This is a genomic window from Streptomyces sp. WELS2 (genome assembly GCF_013870595.1).
Classification (GTDB): Bacteria; Actinomycetota; Actinomycetes; order Streptomycetales; family Streptomycetaceae; genus Streptomyces.
This window is the reverse complement of sequence record NZ_JACBWZ010001277.1, coordinates 1-1252: the sequence shown is the minus strand read 5'-3', so window position 1 is coordinate 1252 and position 1252 is coordinate 1. Positions and strand designations below refer to the sequence as shown.

Below are 1252 nucleotides of genomic sequence, written 5' to 3'. Positions count from 1 at the left end.
GGTGCCGCCGGGCCGACTCGGTGATCTCCGGTTCCAGGTCGACGGTCGTCACCAGGCCGTCGTCGCCGAGCCGGTGGGCGAGCAGGGCCGCGTTGTAGCCGGTGCCGGCGCCCACCTCCAGGACCCGGTGGCCGTCCTCCACCCGCAGGGCGACCAGCATCCGGGCCATCAGGGAGGGCTGGCTGCTGGAGGAGACCAGCTCGCCGTCGCGCAGCCGGGTGGCCAGCGGCACGTCCGCGTAGGCGCCCCGCACCCAGCGCTCCCGGGCCGCCGGCTCGGGACTCTCCCCCCAGCGGCGTTCGTAGCCGCGCGGCCCGGGCACGTAGTAGTACGGCACGAACAGGTGCCGGGGCACCGCCGCGAACGCCTCCCGCCACACCGGGTCCCCAGCCCAGGCCCCGTCGGCGTCGATCTCCCGCACCAGCTCGGCCCGCGCCGCTGCGGCGAGAGCCTCGATGCCGGTGTCGTAGCCGCCCATACGTCCACAGTAGGGGCGGAGTGCCCGCGCACGGGGCGGTCCTAGGTCTTCCGTCCTGGGTCACCGCGTCTGAGACGATGGACGGGTGAATGAGATTCGGCGCGGCACGCTTCAGGAGCAGACCTTCTACGAGCAGGTCGGCGGGGAGGAGACCTTCCGCCGGCTCGTCCACCGTTTCTACGAGGGAGTCGCCGAGGACCCGCTCCTGCGGCCGATGTACCCGGAGGAGGACCTCGGCCCGGCCGAGGAGCGCCTCGTCCTGTTCCTGATGCAGTACTGGGGCGGCCCCACGACCTACAGCGAGAACCGCGGCCACCCCCGGCTGCGCATGCGGCACGCCCCGTTCACCGTGGACCGGGCCGCGCACGACGCGTGGCTGCGGCACATGCGGGTGGCCGTCGAGGAACTCGGACTGTCCGAGGAGCACGAGCGCACGCTGTGGAACTACCTGACGTACGCCGCCGCGTCGATGGTGAACACCCCCGGCTGAGCCGGGCGGGACTCAGCGCACGCTGACCCCGAGGGACCCGAGCGGCCCCGCCTGCCGTACGGCCACCGAGCCGTACGGCGTGCGCAGCCGCAGCCACGCCCCCGAGGAGAACAGCCCGGTGTCACCGGTCCCGGTGCCCGGCCGGAGGAAGCCCAGGGACTGGGCGGCGTGCACGGCCCGCACCGGCAGCCCGGTGCCCTCGATCCGCCGGGACCAGATGTCCCGCCCGATCCGGTCCAGCTCCGCGCGGGTACGGGCCTCGGGCGCCAGTTCCTCGGTACGGG

The 1252-nt window shown here is 74.1% G+C and carries 1 protein-coding gene and 2 pseudogenes; 1 reads left to right on the top strand and 2 read right to left on the bottom strand.

The genetic code is table 11. From position 1 onward, the window contains the following. Positions 1-478: pseudogene (locus H5J33_RS35700) on the bottom strand (methyltransferase); the annotation flags it as partial. 85 nt (positions 479-563) lie between these two features. Here H5J33_RS35700 and H5J33_RS35695 point away from each other — a divergent pair. After that, entirely contained in the window at positions 564-968 is a 405-nt protein-coding gene (locus tag H5J33_RS35695; protein WP_181798782.1) for a globin, read from the top strand. A gap of 12 nt (positions 969-980) precedes the next feature. On the opposite strand, the pseudogene H5J33_RS35690 reads toward H5J33_RS35695, so the two are convergent. Next, positions 981-1252: pseudogene (locus tag H5J33_RS35690) on the bottom strand (hypothetical protein); the annotation flags it as partial.